This is a genomic window from Thermus sp. (assembly GCF_039793865.1).
Classification (GTDB): Bacteria; Deinococcota; Deinococci; order Deinococcales; family Thermaceae; genus Thermus.
Map to the genome: position 1 here is coordinate 1 of NZ_JBAMMI010000098.1, position 15,415 is coordinate 15,415.

General features: G+C 66.7%; 32 protein-coding genes. 31 read left to right on the forward strand and 1 reads right to left on the reverse strand.

Annotated features, from left to right (window positions below):
• Positions 1-61: 61 nt before the first annotated feature.
• The 31 genes from rpsJ to rplQ all read left to right on the forward strand — a co-directional run bounded on the left by rpsJ (position 62) and on the right by rplQ (position 14,791).
• Positions 62-379 carry a 30S ribosomal protein S10 gene (gene rpsJ / locus ABJK26_RS09875; RefSeq protein ID WP_054647667.1) on the forward strand — a complete coding sequence of 106 codons (318 nt, stop codon included), beginning with the start codon at positions 62-64 and terminating at the stop codon, positions 377-379.
• The gene (gene rplC / locus ABJK26_RS09880; RefSeq protein ID WP_347242104.1) at positions 376-996 is read left to right on the forward strand and encodes a 50S ribosomal protein L3; all 621 of its coding nucleotides are present in this window, start codon (positions 376-378) and stop codon (positions 994-996) included. Before rpsJ ends, rplC begins: the two co-directional genes overlap by 4 nt.
• Positions 997-1,010: 14 nt before the next feature.
• On the forward strand, positions 1,011-1,628 hold the full coding sequence (rplD, locus tag ABJK26_RS09885) for a 50S ribosomal protein L4 (protein WP_347242105.1): 618 nt from the start codon (positions 1,011-1,013) through the stop codon (positions 1,626-1,628).
• Entirely contained in the window at positions 1,625-1,915 is a 291-nt protein-coding gene (locus tag ABJK26_RS09890; protein ID WP_347242106.1) for a 50S ribosomal protein L23, read from the forward strand. The genes rplD and ABJK26_RS09890 overlap by 4 nt, the downstream gene beginning before the upstream one ends.
• 50 nt (positions 1,916-1,965) lie before the next feature.
• Positions 1,966-2,796 carry a 50S ribosomal protein L2 gene (gene rplB / locus ABJK26_RS09895; RefSeq protein WP_347242107.1) on the forward strand — a complete coding sequence of 277 codons (831 nt, stop codon included), beginning with the start codon at positions 1,966-1,968 and terminating at the stop codon, positions 2,794-2,796.
• 8 nt (positions 2,797-2,804) lie between these two features.
• On the forward strand, positions 2,805-3,086 hold the full coding sequence (gene rpsS, locus ABJK26_RS09900) for a 30S ribosomal protein S19 (protein ID WP_011173711.1): 282 nt from the start codon (positions 2,805-2,807) through the stop codon (positions 3,084-3,086).
• Between the two features lie 2 nt (positions 3,087-3,088).
• On the forward strand, positions 3,089-3,430 hold the full coding sequence (rplV, locus tag ABJK26_RS09905) for a 50S ribosomal protein L22 (protein WP_347242108.1): 342 nt from the start codon (positions 3,089-3,091) through the stop codon (positions 3,428-3,430).
• A complete protein-coding gene (gene rpsC, locus ABJK26_RS09910; protein ID WP_347242109.1) occupies positions 3,420-4,139 on the forward strand; it encodes a 30S ribosomal protein S3 in 720 nt (239 codons plus the stop codon). The genes rplV and rpsC overlap by 11 nt, the downstream gene beginning before the upstream one ends.
• 3 nt (positions 4,140-4,142) lie before the next feature.
• Positions 4,143-4,568: a 50S ribosomal protein L16 gene (gene rplP / locus ABJK26_RS09915; RefSeq protein WP_347242110.1), complete on the forward strand. Its 426-nt coding sequence runs from the start codon at positions 4,143-4,145 to the stop codon at positions 4,566-4,568.
• A complete protein-coding gene (gene rpmC / locus ABJK26_RS09920; protein WP_347242111.1) occupies positions 4,555-4,773 on the forward strand; it encodes a 50S ribosomal protein L29 in 219 nt (72 codons plus the stop codon). The genes rplP and rpmC overlap by 14 nt, the downstream gene beginning before the upstream one ends.
• Positions 4,766-5,083, forward strand: coding sequence for a 30S ribosomal protein S17 (gene rpsQ / locus ABJK26_RS09925; RefSeq protein ID WP_347242112.1), 318 nt, complete (start codon positions 4,766-4,768; stop codon positions 5,081-5,083). The genes rpmC and rpsQ overlap by 8 nt, the downstream gene beginning before the upstream one ends.
• Positions 5,080-5,448: a 50S ribosomal protein L14 gene (gene rplN, locus ABJK26_RS09930; RefSeq protein ID WP_003043914.1), complete on the forward strand. Its 369-nt coding sequence runs from the start codon at positions 5,080-5,082 to the stop codon at positions 5,446-5,448. The genes rpsQ and rplN overlap by 4 nt, the downstream gene beginning before the upstream one ends.
• Positions 5,448-5,780, forward strand: a complete 333-nt coding sequence (gene rplX / locus ABJK26_RS09935) for a 50S ribosomal protein L24 (protein ID WP_347242113.1) — start codon at positions 5,448-5,450, stop codon at positions 5,778-5,780. The genes rplN and rplX overlap by 1 nt, the downstream gene beginning before the upstream one ends.
• 1 nt (position 5,781) lies before the next feature.
• A complete protein-coding gene (gene rplE / locus ABJK26_RS09940) occupies positions 5,782-6,330 on the forward strand; it encodes a 50S ribosomal protein L5 (protein WP_347242114.1) in 549 nt (182 codons plus the stop codon).
• A 7-nt stretch (positions 6,331-6,337) separates the two neighbouring features.
• Complete coding sequence (locus ABJK26_RS09945) at positions 6,338-6,523, forward strand: type Z 30S ribosomal protein S14 (protein WP_018111303.1); 186 nt, start codon at positions 6,338-6,340, stop codon at positions 6,521-6,523.
• Positions 6,524-6,591: 68 nt separating this feature from the next.
• Positions 6,592-7,008 (forward strand): 30S ribosomal protein S8, encoded by a 417-nt coding sequence (rpsH, locus tag ABJK26_RS09950; protein WP_054637958.1) that lies wholly within the window; start codon positions 6,592-6,594, stop codon positions 7,006-7,008.
• A complete protein-coding gene (gene rplF / locus ABJK26_RS09955; protein WP_347242115.1) occupies positions 7,008-7,550 on the forward strand; it encodes a 50S ribosomal protein L6 in 543 nt (180 codons plus the stop codon). The genes rpsH and rplF overlap by 1 nt, the downstream gene beginning before the upstream one ends.
• A gap of 8 nt (positions 7,551-7,558) precedes the next feature.
• Positions 7,559-7,897 (forward strand): 50S ribosomal protein L18, encoded by a 339-nt coding sequence (rplR, locus tag ABJK26_RS09960; RefSeq protein ID WP_234507146.1) that lies wholly within the window; start codon positions 7,559-7,561, stop codon positions 7,895-7,897.
• A 9-nt stretch (positions 7,898-7,906) separates the two neighbouring features.
• Positions 7,907-8,380: a 30S ribosomal protein S5 gene (gene rpsE, locus ABJK26_RS09965; RefSeq protein ID WP_347242116.1), complete on the forward strand. Its 474-nt coding sequence runs from the start codon at positions 7,907-7,909 to the stop codon at positions 8,378-8,380.
• Entirely contained in the window at positions 8,380-8,562 is a 183-nt protein-coding gene (gene rpmD, locus ABJK26_RS09970; protein ID WP_347242117.1) for a 50S ribosomal protein L30, read from the forward strand. Before rpsE ends, rpmD begins: the two co-directional genes overlap by 1 nt.
• A complete protein-coding gene (rplO, locus tag ABJK26_RS09975) occupies positions 8,559-9,011 on the forward strand; it encodes a 50S ribosomal protein L15 (protein ID WP_347242118.1) in 453 nt (150 codons plus the stop codon). The genes rpmD and rplO overlap by 4 nt, the downstream gene beginning before the upstream one ends.
• A gap of 1 nt (position 9,012) precedes the next feature.
• Entirely contained in the window at positions 9,013-10,329 is a 1,317-nt protein-coding gene (secY, locus tag ABJK26_RS09980) for a preprotein translocase subunit SecY (RefSeq protein ID WP_347242119.1), read from the forward strand.
• A gap of 9 nt (positions 10,330-10,338) precedes the next feature.
• Entirely contained in the window at positions 10,339-10,893 is a 555-nt protein-coding gene (locus ABJK26_RS09985) for an adenylate kinase (protein ID WP_347242120.1), read from the forward strand.
• Positions 10,893-11,660, forward strand: a complete 768-nt coding sequence (map, locus tag ABJK26_RS09990; protein WP_347242121.1) for a type I methionyl aminopeptidase — start codon at positions 10,893-10,895, stop codon at positions 11,658-11,660. The genes ABJK26_RS09985 and map overlap by 1 nt, the downstream gene beginning before the upstream one ends.
• Before the next feature lie 7 nt (positions 11,661-11,667).
• On the forward strand, positions 11,668-11,886 hold the full coding sequence (gene infA / locus ABJK26_RS09995; RefSeq protein WP_347242122.1) for a translation initiation factor IF-1: 219 nt from the start codon (positions 11,668-11,670) through the stop codon (positions 11,884-11,886).
• 8 nt (positions 11,887-11,894) lie between these two features.
• Entirely contained in the window at positions 11,895-12,008 is a 114-nt protein-coding gene (rpmJ, locus tag ABJK26_RS10000; RefSeq protein ID WP_003043944.1) for a 50S ribosomal protein L36, read from the forward strand.
• A 9-nt stretch (positions 12,009-12,017) separates the two neighbouring features.
• A complete protein-coding gene (gene rpsM, locus ABJK26_RS10005; protein WP_347242123.1) occupies positions 12,018-12,398 on the forward strand; it encodes a 30S ribosomal protein S13 in 381 nt (126 codons plus the stop codon).
• A gap of 41 nt (positions 12,399-12,439) precedes the next feature.
• Entirely contained in the window at positions 12,440-12,829 is a 390-nt protein-coding gene (rpsK, locus tag ABJK26_RS10010; RefSeq protein ID WP_347242124.1) for a 30S ribosomal protein S11, read from the forward strand.
• 10 nt (positions 12,830-12,839) lie between these two features.
• Positions 12,840-13,469 (forward strand): 30S ribosomal protein S4, encoded by a 630-nt coding sequence (rpsD, locus tag ABJK26_RS10015; protein WP_347242125.1) that lies wholly within the window; start codon positions 12,840-12,842, stop codon positions 13,467-13,469.
• A gap of 22 nt (positions 13,470-13,491) precedes the next feature.
• On the forward strand, positions 13,492-14,430 hold the full coding sequence (locus ABJK26_RS10020; RefSeq protein ID WP_347242126.1) for a DNA-directed RNA polymerase subunit alpha: 939 nt from the start codon (positions 13,492-13,494) through the stop codon (positions 14,428-14,430).
• A 4-nt stretch (positions 14,431-14,434) separates the two neighbouring features.
• Positions 14,435-14,791 (forward strand): 50S ribosomal protein L17, encoded by a 357-nt coding sequence (gene rplQ / locus ABJK26_RS10025; RefSeq protein WP_347242127.1) that lies wholly within the window; start codon positions 14,435-14,437, stop codon positions 14,789-14,791.
• A 106-nt stretch (positions 14,792-14,897) separates the two neighbouring features.
• Here the strand turns inward: rplQ and ABJK26_RS10030 are convergent, their stop codons facing one another.
• Positions 14,898-15,374 carry a DNA cytosine methyltransferase gene (locus tag ABJK26_RS10030; protein WP_347242128.1) on the reverse strand — a complete coding sequence of 159 codons (477 nt, stop codon included), beginning with the start codon at positions 15,372-15,374 and terminating at the stop codon, positions 14,898-14,900.
• Positions 15,375-15,415: the final 41 nt, after the last annotated feature.

The following is a 15,415-nucleotide window of genomic DNA, read 5'->3' on the forward strand; positions in this document are numbered from 1 at the left end:
GGGAGGGTGGGCGCACCGTGGGCGCCGGCGTGGTCACCAAGATCCTGGAGTGAGGTGAGGCATGCCCAAGATTCGCATCAAGCTACGGGGCTTTGACCACAAGACCTTGGACGCTTCGGCCCAGAGGATCGTGGAGGCCGCCAGGCGTTCCGGGGCCCAGGTGTCAGGGCCCGTCCCCTTGCCCACCCGGGTGCGGCGCTTCACCGTGATCCGGGGTCCCTTCAAGCATAAGGACTCCCGGGAGCACTTTGAGCTCCGCACCCACCACCGCTTGGTGGACATCCTCAACCCCAACCGCAAGACCATAGAGAACCTCATGTCCTTGGACCTGCCCACCGGCGTGGAGATCGAGATCAAGACCGTGGGAGGTGGCAAGTGAAGGGCATCCTGGGCGTGAAGGTGGGCATGACCCGGATCTACAAGGAGGACCGGGCCATCCCCGTCACCGTCATCCTGGCGGGGCCCTGCCCCGTGGTGCAGCGGCGCACGCCGGAGAAGGACGGCTACCTGGCGGTACAGCTCGGCTTCCTCCCCCAGAAGCCCAAGCGGGTCAACCGGCCCATGAAGGGGCACTTCGCCAAGGCCGGGGTTCAGCCCGTGCGGATTCTTAAGGAGATCCGGGGCTTTAACCCCGAAGCCGACGTGGTCACCGTGGAGATCTTCCAGCCCGGGGAAAGGGTGGACGTGACCGGCACCTCCAAGGGGCGGGGCACGGCGGGGGTCATGAAGCGCTGGAACTTCGCCGGCGGTCCCGACTCCCACGGGGCCCACAAGATCCATCGGCACCCGGGCTCCATCGGCAACCGGAAGACCCCAGGCCGCGTCTACAAGGGCAAGAAGATGGCGGGCCGCTACGGGGCCGAGCGGGTTACGGTGCAGAACCTCGAGGTGGTGGACGTCCTCCCCGAGGAGAACCTCCTCTTGGTGAAAGGCGCCGTCCCCGGGCCGAACGGGGGCCTCTTGCTGGTGCGGGAGGCCAAGAAGGTGGCCAAGTAAAGGAGGGTATGGCTGTGTACCAGATTCCTGTGCTTTCCTCTGCCGGCAAGCGAGAGCTTGCGGCGGACCTGCCCCAGGAGGTCAACCCCCACCTCCTTTGGGAGGTGGTGCGCTGGCAGCTGGCCAAGCGCCGCCGGGGAACCGCCAGCACCAAGACCCGGGGTGAGGTGGCCTATTCCAGCCGGAAGATCTACCCCCAGAAGCACACCGGGCGGGCCCGCCACGGGGACATCGGGGCCCCCATCTTCGTGGGCGGGGGCGTGGTCTTCGGTCCTAAGCCCCGGGACTACAGCTACACCCTGCCCAAGAAGGTGCGGAAGAAGGGGCTTGCCATGGCCGTGGCCGACCGGGCCAAGGAGGGGAAGCTCCTTCTGGTGGAGGACTTCGCCGGGGTGAACGGCAAGACCAAGGAGTTTCTGGCCTGGGCCAGGGAGGCGGGCCTGGACGGCTCGGAAAGCGTTCTTTTGGTGGCGGAAAGCGAGCTGGTGCGCCGCGCCGCCCGCAACCTTCCCTGGGTGGTGGTCCTCGCCCCTGAGGGCCTCAACGTCTACGATATTCTGCGCACCGAGCGTCTGGTGATGGACCTAAGGGCTTGGGAAGCGTTCCAGGATCGCCTGGGAGGTAAGGAATGAAGACCGCCTACGACGTGATCCTGGCCCCGGTGCTTTCCGAGAAGGCCTACGCGGGTTTCGCCGAGGGCAAGTACACCTTCTGGGTGCACCCCAAGGCCACCAAAACCGAGATCAAGCAGGCGGTGGAGGAAGCCTTCAAGGTGAAGGTGGTGGGGGTGAACACCCTCAGGGTGCGGGGCAAGAAGAAGCGCCTGGGCCGCTACCTGGGCAAGCGCCCCGACCGCAAGAAGGCCATCGTGCAGGTGGCCTCCGGGCAGAAGATTGAGGCCCTGGAGGGCCTCATCTAGACCCCGCCGGGAAAGGGAGCCCGGCCCTGATCCGGCAAGGGAGGAAAGGAATGCCAGTAAAGAAGTTCAAACCCTACACCCCAAGCCGCCGCTTCATGACGGTGGCCGACTTCTCCGAGATCACCAAGACCGAGCCGGAGAAGTCCTTGGTCGTCCCCCTCAAGAAGACGGGGGGGCGCAACAACCAGGGCCGCATCACCGTGCGTTTCCGCGGGGGCGGCCACAAGCGGCTTTACCGCATCGTTGACTTCAAGCGCTGGGACAAGGCGGGCATCCCCGCCAAGGTGGCGGCCATTGAGTACGACCCCAACCGCTCGGCCCGCATCGCCTTGCTCCACTATATAGACGGGGAAAAACGGTACATCATCGCCCCGGACGGCCTGCAGGTGGGGCAGCAGGTGGTGGCGGGGCCCGACGCCCCCATCCAGGTGGGCAACGCCCTGCCCCTCCGCTTCATCCCCGTGGGCACCGTGGTCCATGCGGTGGAGCTCGTGCCCAAGCAGGGGGCCAAGCTGGCCCGCTCCGCCGGCACCAGCGCCCAGATCCAGGGGCGGGAGGGGGATTACGTGATCCTCCGCCTGCCCTCGGGAGAGCTCAGGAAGGTGCATGGGGAGTGCTACGCCGCCATCGGTGCGGTGGGCAACGCCGACCACAAGAACATCGTCCTGGGGAAGGCCGGCCGCACCCGCTGGCTCGGCCGCAAGCCCCACGTGCGCGGCGCCGCCATGAACCCGGTGGACCACCCCCACGGCGGCGGCGAGGGCCGGGCGCCCCGGGGCCGTCCTCCCGCCTCGCCTTGGGGCTGGCAGACCAAGGGGCTCAAGACGAGGAAGCGGCGCAAGCCTTCTAGCCGGTTCATCATCGCCCGGCGGAAGAAGTGAGGTGAGCCATGCCGCGTAGCTTGAAAAAGGGCGTTTTCGTAGACGACCACCTCCTGGAGAAGGTCCTGGAGCTCAACGCCAAGGGGGAGAAGCGGCTCATCAAGACCTGGAGCCGCCGCTCCACCATTGTTCCGGAGATGGTGGGCCACACCATCGCGGTCTACAACGGCAAGCAGCACGTGCCCGTCTACATCACCGAGAACATGGTGGGGCACAAGCTGGGAGAGTTCGCGCCCACCCGCACCTACCGGGGGCACGGCAAAGAGGCCAAGGCCACCAAGAAGAAGTAGCCATGGAAGCGAAAGCCATAGCCCGTTACGTGCGCATCGCCCCCAGGAAGGTCCGCCTGGTGGTGGACCTCATCCGGGGGAAGAGCCTCGAGGAGGCCCGCAACATCCTGCGCTACACCAACAAGCGGGGGGCCTACTACGTGGCCAAGGTGCTGGAGTCCGCCGCCGCCAACGCCGTCAACAACTACGACATGCTGGAGGACCGGCTTTACGTGAAGGCGGCCTTTGTGGACGAGGGGCCCACCCTGAAGCGGGTCCTCCCTAGGGCCCGGGGCCGGGCGGACATCATGAAGAAGAGGACCAGCCACATCACGGTGATCGTGGGGGAGAAGCATGGGAAATAAGATCCACCCCATCGGGTTCCGGCTTGGCATCACCCGGGACTGGGAGTCCCGCTGGTACGCCGGCAAGAAGCAGTACCGCCACCTCCTCTGGGAGGACCAGGAGATCCGCAACTACCTTACCAAGGAGCTCTACCCTGCGGGCCTGGCGCGGGTGGACATTGAGCGCGCGGCGGACAACGTGGCGGTGACCGTCCACGTGGCCAAGCCGGGCGTGGTCATCGGCCGGGGCGGGGAGAAGATCAAGGTCCTGCGGGACGCCCTCGCCAAGATGACCGGGAAAAACGTGGCCCTAAACGTCCAGGAGATCCAGAACCCCAACCTCTCCGCCCCCCTGGTGGCCCAGCGGGTGGCGGAGCAGATAGAGCGCCGCTTCGCCGTGCGCCGGGCCATCAAGCAGGCGGTGCAGCGGGTGATGGAGGCCGGGGCTAAGGGGGCCAAGGTCATCGTCTCCGGCCGCATCGGCGGCGCGGAGCAGGCCCGCACCGAGTGGGCCGCCGAGGGCCGGGTACCGCTCCAGACCCTGCGTGCTAACATAGACTATGGCTTCGCTCTGGCCCGCACCACCTACGGGGTGCTGGGGGTCAAGGCGTACGTCTTCCTGGGTGAGGTGATCGGCGGCCAGAAGGCCAAGGCCCGCCTCGAGGGCGCCAAGGCTGAGGAGAGGCCCCGCCGCCGTCGCCCCGCCGTGCGGGTGAAGAAGGAGGAGTAAGCCATGCTGATGCCCAGGCGCATGAAGTACCGCAAGCAGCACCGGGGCCGGATGAAGGGGGCCACCAAGGGCGGGGATTACGTGGCCTTCGGGGACTTCGGCCTGGTGGCCCTGGAGCCCGCCTGGATCACCTCCCAGCAGATCGAGGCCGCCCGTGTGGCCATGGTGCGCCACTTCCGCCGCGGGGGGAAGATCTTCATCCGCATCTTCCCCGACAAGCCCTACACCAAGAAGCCCCTGGAGGTGCGGATGGGTAAGGGCAAGGGCAACGTGGAGGGGTACGTGGCCGTGGTGAAGCCGGGCCGGGTGATGTTTGAGGTGGCGGGGGTGACGGAGGAGCAGGCCCTGGAGGCCCTGCGCATCGCCGGCCACAAGCTCCCCATCAAGACCAAGATCGTGAGGAGGGACGCCTACGATGAAGCTCAGTGAGGTGAAGAAGCAGCTGGAGGAGGCCCGGAAGCTCTCCCCGGTGGAGCTGGAGAGGCTCGTGCGGGAAAAGAAGCGGGAGCTCATGGAGCTCCGCTTCCAGGCCTCCATCGGCCAGCTTTCCCAGAACCACAGGATCCGGGACCTCAAGCGCCAGATCGCCAGGCTCCTTACGGTCTTGAACGAGAAGAGGAGGGCCAATGCCTAAGAAGGTCCTGACCGGGGTGGTGGTGAGCGACAAGATGCAGAAGACCGTCACGGTCCTGGTGGAGCGCCAGTTCCCCCACCCCCTTTACGGCAAGGTGATCAAGCGCTCCAAGAAGTACCTGGCCCACGACCCCGAGGAGAAGTACAAGCTGGGGGACGTGGTGGAGATCGTGGAGTCCCGCCCCATCTCCCGGCGCAAGCGCTTTAGGGTGCTCCGCCTGGTGGAATCGGGCCGGTTGGACCTGGTGGAGAAGTACCTGGTGCGCCGCCAGAACTACCAAAGCCTTTCCAAGCGGGGAGGTAAGGCATGATCCAGCCGCAGACCTACCTCGAGGTGGCCGACAACACCGGGGCCCGCAAGATCATGTGCATCCGCGTCCTCAAGGGCTCCAACGCCAAGTACGCCACCGTGGGGGACGTGATCGTGGCCAGCGTTAAGGAGGCCATCCCCCGGGGGGCGGTGAAGGAAGGGGACGTGGTCAAGGCCGTGGTGGTGCGCACCAAGAAAGAGGTGAAGCGCCCCGACGGCTCGGCCATCCGCTTTGACGACAACGCCGCGGTGATCATCAACAACCAGCTGGAGCCTCGAGGCACCCGGGTCTTCGGCCCGGTGGCCCGCGAGCTCCGCGAGAAGGGCTTCATGAAGATCGTCTCCCTGGCGCCGGAGGTGCTCTGATGCGGGCCAAGGTGCACGTGAAGAAGGGGGACACCGTGCTGGTGGCCTCCGGGAAGTACAAGGGCCGGGTGGGCAAGGTGAAGCAGGTCCTGCCCAGGAAGCAGGCCGTCATCGTGGAAGGGGTCAACATCGTCAAGAAGGCGGTGCGGGTGAGCCCCCAGTACCCCCAGGGGGGGTTCATCGAGAAGGAGGCGCCCCTGCACGCCTCCAAGGTCCGCCCCCTATGCCCCGCCTGCGGCAAGCCCACCCGGGTGCGCAAGAAGTTCTTGGAGGACGGGCGGAAGATCCGGGTCTGCGCCAAGTGCGGCGGGTCCCTAGACGTGGAGGAGTAAGATGCCCCTGGACGTTGCCCTGAAGAGGAAGTACTACGAGGAGGTTCGCCCCGAGCTCATCCGCCGCTTCGGGTACCAGAACATCTGGGAGGTGCCGAGGCTAGCGAAGGTGGTGGTCAACCAGGGCCTGGGCGAGGCCAAGGAGGACGCCCGCATCCTGGAGAAGGCCGCCAAGGAGCTTTCCCTCATCACCGGGCAGAAGCCCGCCATCACCCGGGCCAAGAAGTCCATCTCCAACTTCAAGCTCCGCAAGGGCATGCCCATCGGGCTCAGGGTCACGCTCCGCGGCGACCGCATGTGGATCTTCCTGGAGAAGCTCTTAAGCGTGGCCCTCCCCCGCATCCGCGACTTCCGCGGGGTCAGCCCCACGAGCTTCGACGGCCGGGGCAACTACAACCTGGGCCTCAAGGAGCAGCTCATCTTCCCCGAGATCACCTACGACATGGTGGACGCCCTAAGGGGGATGGACATCGCGGTGGTGACCACCGCCAAGACCGACGAGGAGGCGAGGGCTCTTTTGGAGCTTTTGGGCTTCCCCTTCCGCAAGTGAGGCGAGCATGGCGAGGAAAGCGCTGATCGAGAAGGCCAAGAGGACCCCAAAGTTCAAGGTGCGGGCCTACACCCGTTGCGTCCGCTGCGGGAGGGCGAGGAGCGTCTACCGCTACTTCGGGCTCTGCCGGCTCTGCCTCAGGGAGCTCGCCCACAAGGGGCAGCTTCCCGGGGTGAAAAAGGCCAGCTGGTAGGCCGTGGCCGGTCGGGGGGGTTCCCTCGAGACCGCATGGTCCTGGAGTGAGGTAAAAGGAGAGAGGAAATGCTGACGGACCCCATCGCCGACATGCTGACCCGGATCAGGAACGCCACCCGGGTCTACAAGGAGAGCACCGAGGTGCCCGCCTCGCGCTTCAAGGAGGAGATCCTGAAGATCCTGGCGCGGGAAGGGTTCATCAAGGGCTACGAGCGGGTGGAGGTGGAGGGCAAGCCCGTGCTTCGCATCCACCTGAAGTACGGGCCCCGTCGCCAGGGGCCCGACCCCAGGCCGGAGCAGGTCATCAAGCACATCCGCCGCATCAGCCGGCCTGGCCGCCGGGTCTACGTGGGGGTCAAGGAGATCCCCAGGGTGCGCCGGGGCCTGGGTATCGCCATCCTTTCCACGCCCAAGGGCGTGCTCACGGACCGCGAGGCCCGGAAGCTCGGCGTGGGCGGCGAGCTCATCTGCGAGGTGTGGTAATGTCTAGGATCGGCAGGCTTCCCATTTCCCTTCCCAAGGGGGTCCAGGTGGAGGTGGCCCCGGGGCTCGTGAAGGTGAGAGGCCCCAAGGGCGAGCTCCAGGTCCCCGTTTCCCCGGAGATGCGGGTGGTGGTGGAGGAGGGCGTGGTGCGGGTGGAGCGCCCCTCGGACGAGCGCCGCCACAAAAGCCTTCACGGCCTGACCCGGACCCTCATCGCCAACGCCGTCAAGGGGGTTTCCGAGGGCTACGCCAAGGAGCTCCTCATCAAGGGCATCGGCTACCGCGCCCGGCTGGTGGGGCGGGCCCTCGAGCTCACCGTGGGCTTTAGCCACCCGGTGGTGGTGGAGCCCCCGGAGGGCATTACCTTTGAGGTGCCCGAGCCCACGCGGGTCCGGGTGCTGGGCATCGACAAGCAGAGGGTGGGCCAGGTGGCCGCGGACATCCGCGCCGTGAAGAAGCCCAGCGCCTACCACGAGAAGGGCATCTACTACGCGGGCGAGCCCGTCCGCCTTAAGCCCGGCAAGGCCGGGGCCAAGAAGTAGGGGGGAGCATGGCACGGCTAACCGCTTACGAGCGCCGCAAGTTTCGGGTGCGCAACCGCATCAAGCGCACGGGCAGGCTCCGCCTTTCCGTCTTCCGGAGCCTCAAACACATCTACGCCCAGATCATTGACGACGAGAAGGGCGAGACCCTGGTGGCCGAATCCAGCCTGGCCCTGAAGCTCAAGGGCAACAAGACCGAGGTGGCCCGCCAGGTGGGCCGGGCCTTGGCCGAGAAGGCCCTGGCCAAGGGGATCAAGCAGGTGGCCTTTGACCGCGGGCCCTACAAGTACCACGGCCGGGTGAAGGCCCTGGCCGAGGGGGCCCGGGAGGGGGGCCTGGAGTTCTAAGGAGGAACCATGCCCGAGACCGATTTTGAGGAGAAGATGATCCTGGTGCGGCGCACCGCCAAGACCTACCAGGGCGGACGCCGTTTCCGCTTCGGCGCCTTGGTGGTGGTGGGGGATCGGCAGGGCCGGGTGGGCCTGGGGCTGGGCAAGGCCAAGGAGGTGCCCTTGGCCGTGCAGAAGGCGGGCTACTACGCCCGGCGCAACATGGTGGAGGTTCCCCTCCAAAACGGCACCATCCCCCACGAGATCGAGGTGGAGTACGGGGCCTCCAAAATCCTCTTGAAGCCCGCCGCCCCCGGCACCGGGGTGATCGCCGGGGCGGTGCCCCGGGCCATCCTGGAGCTTGCGGGGATCACCGACATCCTCACCAAGGAGCTGGGGAGCCGCAACCCCATCAACATCGCCTACGCCACCATGGAGGCCCTAAGGCAGCTCCAGACCAAGGAGGACGTGAAGCGCCTCAGGAAGGGTGGGGAGGAGTGATGGCCAGGCTCAAGGTGAAGCTGGTGAAGAGCCCCATCGGCTACCCCAAGGACCAGAAGGCGGCCCTCAAGGCCCTGGGGCTTAGGCGGCTCCAGCAGGAGCGGGTCCTCGAGGACACCCCCGCCATCCGGGGGAACGTGGAGAAGGTGGCGCACCTCGTGCGCGTGGAGGTGGTGGAATGAAGCTTACGGACCTCAAGCCCAACCCCGGGGCCAACCGGAAGCGCAAGCGGGTGGGCCGGGGCCCCGGTTCCGGCCATGGCAAGACCGCCACCCGCGGCCACAAGGGGCAGAAGTCCCGCTCGGGCGGCCTCAAGGACCCCCGGCGCTTTGAAGGCGGGCGCTCCACCACCCTCATGCGCCTGCCCAAGCGGGGCATGCAGGGCCAGGTGCCCGGGGAGATCAAGCGCCCCCGGTACCAGGGGGTGAACCTGAAGGACCTCGCCCGCTTTGAGGGGGAGGTGACCCCCGAGCTTTTGGTGCGGGCGGGGATCCTGAAGAAGGGGTACCGGCTGAAGATCCTGGGCGAGGGGGAGGCCAAGCCCCTCAAGGTGGTGGCCCACGCCTTCTCCAAGAGCGCCCTGGAGAAGCTGAAGGCGGCGGGCGGCGAGGCCGTCCTCCTGGAGGCTTAGGATGCTCAAGGCCTTCCGGAGCGCCCTTCAGATCCCCGAGCTTCGCCAGCGCATCCTCTTCACCCTCTTGGTGCTCGCGGCCTACCGCCTCGGGGCCTTTATCCCCACCCCGGGGGTGGACCTGGACAAGATCCAGGAGTTCTTGCGCACCACCCAGGGGGGGGTGTTCGGCATCATCAACCTCTTCTCCGGGGGCAACTTTGAGCGCTTCTCCATCTTCGCCCTCGGGATCATGCCCTACATCACCGCGGCCATCATCATGCAGCTTTTGGTCACGGTGGTGCCCGCGCTGGAGAAGCTCTCCAAGGAGGGGGAGGAGGGCCGCCGCATCATCAACCAGTACACCCGCATCGGCGGCATCGCTCTGGGGGCCTTCCAGGGCTTCTTCCTGGCCACGGCCTTCCTGGGGGCGGAAGGGGGGCGGTTCCTCCTTCCCGGGTGGTCCCCGGGGCCCTTCTTCTGGCTGGTGGTGGTGGTCACCCAGGTGGCGGGCATCGCCCTCCTCCTCTGGATGGCCGAGCGCATCACCGAGTACGGGGTGGGCAACGGCACCAGCATGATCATCTTCTCCGGGATCGTGGTGAACTGGCTCCCGCAACTCCTCCGCACCGTGGGCCTCATCCGCACCGGGGAGGTGAACCTGGTGGCCTTCCTCTTCTTCCTGGCCTTCATCGTCCTGGCCTTTGCAGGCATGGCCGCGGTGCAGCAGGCGGAGCGGCGCATCCCGGTGCAGTACGCCCGCAAGGTGGTGGGCCGGAGGGTCTACGGGGGGCAGGCCACCTACATCCCCATCAAGCTCAACGCCGCCGGAGTGATCCCCATCGTCTTTGCGGCCGCCATCCTGCAGATCCCCATCTTCCTCACCGCCCCCTTCCAGGATAACCCGGTCCTTCAGGCCATCGCCAACTTCTTCAACCCCACCCACCTTTCGGGGCTTCTCCTCGAGGTACTCCTCATCGTCCTCTTCACCTACGTGTACACCGCGGTGCAGTTTGACCCCAAGCGCATCGCCGAGTCCTTGCGGGAGTACGGGGGCTTCATCCCGGGAATCCGCCCCGGGGAGCCCACGGTGAAGTTCCTGGAACACATCGTTTCGAGGCTCACCCTCTGGGGGGCGCTTTTCCTGGGGCTGGTGGCCGCTTTGCCCCAGATCATTCAGAACCTCACCGGGGTCAAGAGCATCGCCTTCTCGGGGATCGGTCTCCTTATCGTGGTGGGGGTGGCCCTGGACACCCTAAGGCAGGTGGAGAGCCAGCTCATGCTCCGGAACTACGAGGGGTTTCTCTCCAAGGGCCGGATCCGCGGCCGCACGCGCTAGGGAGGAGGGATGGGCGAAGCGGTGATCTTCTTGGGGCCGCCGGGGGCGGGCAAGGGCACCCAGGCGGCGAGGCTTGCGGAGGAGCTCGGCTTCAAGAAGCTTTCCACCGGGGACATCCTCCGGGACCACGTGGCCCGGGGGACTCCCCTGGGCCAGCGGGTGAAGCCCATCATGGACCGGGGGGACCTGGTGCCGGACGAGCTGATCCTGGCCCTCATACGGGAGGAGTTGGCGGAAAGGGTCATCCTGGACGGTTTTCCCCGAACCCTACCCCAGGCGGAGGCCCTGGACCGCCTCCTGGAGACCACGGGCACCCGCCTTTTGGGCGTGGTCCTGGTGGAGGTGCCGGAGGAGGAGCTGGTTCGGAGGATGCTCAGGCGGGCCGGGCTCGAGGGCCGCTCTGACGACAACGAGGAGACCATAAGGCGGCGCCTCCAGGTCTACCGGGAAAAGACCGAGCCTTTGGTCCAGTACTATGAGGGGAAGGGGGCCTTGCGGCGGGTGGACGGCCTCGGCACCCCGGATGAGGTCTACGCCCGCATCCGGGCCGCCCTGGGAATCTGATGGCGATCAAGCTGAAAAGCCCCTGGGAGATCGAGCGCATGCGGGAGGCGGGGGCCCTCCTCACCGAGGTGGTGGAGGAGGTGGCCCGCCACGTGGAGCCCGGCATCACCACCAAGGAGCTGGACCGGATCGCCCTCGAGGCCATAAGGAAGCGCAAGGCCAAGCCCGCCTTCTTAGGCCTCTACGGCTTCCCCGCCACCTTGTGCACCTCGGTGAACGAGGTGGTGGTCCACGGCATCCCCTCGGAGGAGCCCCTGCAGGAGGGGGACATCCTCTCCGTGGACGTGGGCCTCTTCTACGGGGGCTTCGCCGCCGACATGGCCCGCACCTTTCCCGTGGGCCGGGTCTCGCCCGAGGCGGAGAGGCTCATCCGGGACACGGAGGCGGCCTTTTGGGAGGGGATGAAATACCTCCGCCCGGGCTTCCGCATCGGGGACGTGTCCTATGCCGTGCAGACCTTTCTGGAGAGCCGGGGCTACGGGGTGGTGCGGGAGTTCGTGGGCCACGGGGTGGGGCGGGAGATCCACGAGGACCCCCAGCTTCCCAACTTCGGTAAGCCCGGCACCGGTCCCAAGATCCGGCCCGGCATGACCCTGGCCCTCGAGCCCATGGTCACCTTGAGGCCCGCCCCTGTGGTAATATTGGAAGATGGCTGGACGGCGAGCGCTGGCCGAGGCAACCTCGCCGCCCACTACGAGAACACCGTCTTGGTGACGGAGGAGGGCCCGGAGCTTCTCACCGGGGTTCCCCTGGTGCGGGCGCGGTAGGAGGGGTATGGCGAAGGAGAAGGACACCATTCGGGCGGAAGGCGTGGTCACCGAGGCGCTGCCCAACACCACCTTTCGGGTGAAGTTGGACTCGGGGCCGGAGATCCTGGCCTACATCTCGGGCAAGATGCGCATGAACTACATCCGCATCCTGCCCGGGGACCGGGTGGTGGTGGAGATCACCCCCTACGACCCCACGCGGGGAAGGATCGTCTACCGCAAGTAGGAGGCGCGATGAAGGTACGGGCATCGGTCAAGAGGATGTGCGAGAAGTGCAAGGTGGTGCGCCGGCACGGCCGGGTCTACGTGATCTGCGAGAACCCCAAGCACAAGCAGCGGCAAGGCTAAGGAGGCGACGTGGCGAGGATCGCAGGCGTGGAGATTCCCAGGAACAAGCGGGTGGACGTGGCCCTCACCTACATCTACGGGATCGGGCCGGCCCGGGCCAAGGAGGCCCTGGAGAAGACCGGGATCAACCCCGCCACCCGGGTGAAGGACCTCACGGAGGCCGAGGTGGTGCGCCTCCGCGAGTACGTGGAGAACACCTGGAAGCTGGAAGGGGAGCTTAGGGCGGAGGTGGCGGCCAACATCAAGCGCCTGACGGACATCGGCTGCTACCGCGGCCTTAGGCACCGGCGGGGGCTTCCGGTGCGGGGCCAGCGCACCCGCACCAACGCCCGTACCCGCAAGGGGCCCCGGAAGACCGTGGCGGGCAAGAAGAAGGCTCCCAGGAAGTAAGCCCTTAGGCTGGGGCCAGCGGATACTCCGAGAGGGAGAGTATGGCCAGAAAAGCGACCAAGAAGAAGGTCAAACGGCAGGTGGCGAACGGGAAGGCCTACATCCACGCCTCCTACAACAACACCATCGTCACCATCACCGATCCCGAGGGCAACCCCATCACCTGGTCTTCGGGCGGGGTCATCGGCTACAAGGGGAGCCGGAAGGGCACCCCCTACGCCGCCCAGCTCGCCGCCATGGACGCCGCCAAGAAGGCCATGGCCTACGGCATGCAGAGCGTGGACGTGGTCGTGCGGGGCACCGGGGCGGGGCGGGAGCAGGCCATCCGGGCTCTCCAGGCCTCCGGCCTCCAGGTGAAGTCCATCGTGGACGACACCCCTGTGCCCCACAACGGCTGCCGGCCCAAGAAGAAGTTCCGCAAGGCCTCCTGAGGAGTGAAAGATGGGTCGCTACATCGGACCAGTTTGCCGCCTTTGCCGTCGGGAAGGAGTCAAGCTTTACCTGAAGGGGGAGCGGTGCTATAGCCCCAAGTGCGCCATGGAGCGCCGCCCCTATCCCCCGGGCCAGCACGGGCAGCGCCGCACGCGGCGCCCCTCCGACTACGCGGTGCGCCTCAGGGAGAAGCAGAAGCTCCGCCGCATCTACGGGATCTCCGAGACCCAGTTCCGCAACCTCTTTGAGGAGGCGAGCCGCAAGAAAGGGGTCACGGGTACCGTGTTCCTGGGCCTTCTGGAGTCCCGCCTGGACAACGTGGTCTACCGCCTGGGCTTCGCCCAAAGCCGCCGCCAGGCCCGGCAGATGGTGCGCCACGGCCACATCACGGTGAACGGCCGCCGGGTGGACCTGCCGGCCTACCGGGTGAGGCCCGGGGACGAGGTCGCCATCGCCGAGGGGAGCAGGAACCTGGCCTTTATCCGGGAGAACCTCGAGGCCATGAAGGGGCGCAAGGTGAGTCCCTGGCTCTCCTTGAACGTGGAGGGGATGAAGGGCAAGTTCCTGCGCCTGCCCGACCGGGAGGAGCTGGCCCTGCCCGTGAACGAGCAGCTGGTGATTGAGTTCTACTCCAGGTAGTCCCTGGCCGGTAAGGAGGCCTATGTTAGAGAGCAAGCTCAAAGCCCCGGTCTTCACGGTGCGCACCCAGGGGCGGGAGTACGGGGAGTTCGTCCTGGAGCCCTTGGAAAGGGGGTTCGGCGTCACCTTGGGGAATCCCCTTCGCCGCATCCTCCTCTCCTCCATCCCGGGGACCGCGGTCACCAGCGTCTACATTGAGGACGTCCTCCACGAGTTCTCCACCATCCCTGGGGTGAAAGAGGACGTGGTGGAGATCGTCCTGAACCTCAAGGAGCTGGTGGTGCGCTTCCTGGACCCCAAGATGCAGACCGCCACCCTGGTCCTCCGGGCGGAGGGCCCCAAGGAGGTGCGGGCCGCGGACTTCACCCCTTCCGCCGACCTGGAGATCCTGAACCCGGACCTGAAGATCGCCACCCTGGAGGAGGGGGGGAGGCTTTACATGGAGGTGCGGGTGGACCGGGGGGTGGGGTACGTGCCCGCCGAGCGCCACGGCATCAAGGACCGCATCAACGCCATCCCCGTGGACGCCCTCTTCTCCCCCGTGCGCCGGGTGGCCTTCCAGGTGGAGGACACCCGCTTAGGCCAGCGCACCGACCTGGACAAGCTCACCCTCAGGATCTGGACCGACGGCTCCATCACCCCCCTCGAGGCCCTGAACCAGGCCGTGGCCATCCTCAAGGAGCACCTCTCCTACTTCACGAGCCCCCAGGCGGCCCCTTCCCCCCCGGTCTCCGAGCCCTCCCAGGAGCGGGAGGAGAAGGAGGAGCTGGACCTGCCCCTGGAGGAGCTCGGTCTTTCCACCCGGGTCCTCCACAGCCTCAAGGAGGAGGGGATTGAGTCCGTGCGCGCCCTCCTCGCCCTCAACCTCAAGGACCTGAGGAACATCCCCGGCATCGGGGAGAGGAGCCTCGAGGAGATCCGCGAGGCCCTGGCCAAGCGGGGCTTTACCCTAAAGGAGTGAGACCATGCGCCACCTGAAGTCCGGAAGGAAGCTGAACCGCCACTCTTCCCACCGCCTGGCCCTTTTCCGCAACCAGGCCAAGAGCCTTCTCCTGCACGGCCGCATCACCACCACCCTCCCCAAGGCCAAGGAGCTCACCGGTTTCGTGGACCACCTCATCCACCTGGCCAAGCGGGGAGACCTCCACGCCCGTAGGCTGGTCCTCAGAGACCTCCAGGACGTGAAGTTGGTGCGCAAGCTCTTTGACGAGATCGCCCCCAAGTACCAGAGCCGCCCCGGGGGGTACACCCGGGTCCTCAAGCTGGCGGAGCGCCGCCGCGGGGACGGGGCGCCTCTGGCCCTGGTGGAGCTGGTGGAGTAGGGTTCCTACCCCTCCTTAGGGTGGGCTGTGGGAAAGCCCTTTTGGGGCCCCCACCGCGGCTTTTCCCGCGGTGGGGTACTTAGATTCCCCGCCACGGGCGGGGTGTTTACCCTTTGCCGTTTTGCGAGGGGCCGAGAAGCCTTAGAAGCTGGTCCTCCAGCTCCCCGATGTAGGCGGCCAGGGTGTTGCCGTGCTTTTCCAGGGTCTCCTCCACCCGGGCCGCCAGGGCCTGGATCTCCTGCCGCTCCGCCTCGGCCAGGCGCTGAAACTCGGCCTCCAGGTAGCGCTTTAGCTCGGTGTAGCGGCTTTGCTCGGCGTCCTCGGCGAGCTTCTTGTAATAGAGGAGCTCCCGGGCGTAGCGCCTGACCTCCAGGAGGGCCGCCGTTTCCAGGCCGATGGTGAAGACCAGGTAGAGGAGGGTGAGGGCCCCGAGGGCCACCACCAGGACCAGGCCCAAGGGAGCCTCCACCCGGGTGAGCCCCAGGGAAAGGGAGGTGGGTTTGTTGATCTCCCCCCAGTTGAGCCAGGCGAAGAGGACGAGGAGAAGGAGCACGAGGAGGGCGAAAAGGGTGCGGGCGCTCATGCTTTGACCTCCATAAAGGGCACCGGGGGGATTATACACTA